Genomic DNA, 550 nt, shown 5'->3' on the forward strand with positions numbered 1-550 from the left:
AAGATTATAAATGAATAAAAGTCAGTAGTTAGTAAAAATTCTAGCTACTGATTTTACAAGCCCCCGCTCCCGCTAGTCTCTGACTAGTGGCATGCAAGAGTAGGTAATTTATTATATATATTACTAGAACTACCTTAATATAAATTAGGGTAGTTTTTTTATTTTAGAAGAAAAATTGTAAAATGCTATGAGTAGGAATTATAAATTCTATAATAAAGAAGGATTGTATTTTGTAAGTTTTGCCACTGTATACTGGATAGATGTGTTTGTAAGACAAATATATTTAGATATTTTAGTAGATAGTGTAAATTATTGTAGAACAAAAAAAGGCATGGAACTTTATTGTTACTGTTTTATGCCAAGTCATTTACATTTTATATTTCGATCAACAAATAATGATCCATCAGGTTTATTAAGAGATTTTAAGAAGTATACATCAAAAAAGATAATGGCGTCAATAGAAGAAAATCCACAAGAGAGTAGAAAAGAATGGTTGTTATGGATGTTTAAAAGAGCAGGTAGAAAGAATGCGACAATAACTAAATATCAG

Annotated in this window: 1 protein-coding gene; it reads left to right on the forward strand. The window is 28.2% G+C overall.

Features of this window, described 5'->3' with window-relative positions:
* Window positions 1–187: 187 nt before the first annotated feature.
* Window positions 188–550 (forward strand): transposase (locus tag Q0958_RS18860; RefSeq protein ID WP_299126117.1); only part of this gene is annotated, 363 nt, incomplete at its 3' end.

This window comes from uncultured Tenacibaculum sp. (genome assembly GCF_947499065.1).
Taxonomy (GTDB): Bacteria; Bacteroidota; Bacteroidia; order Flavobacteriales; family Flavobacteriaceae; genus Polaribacter.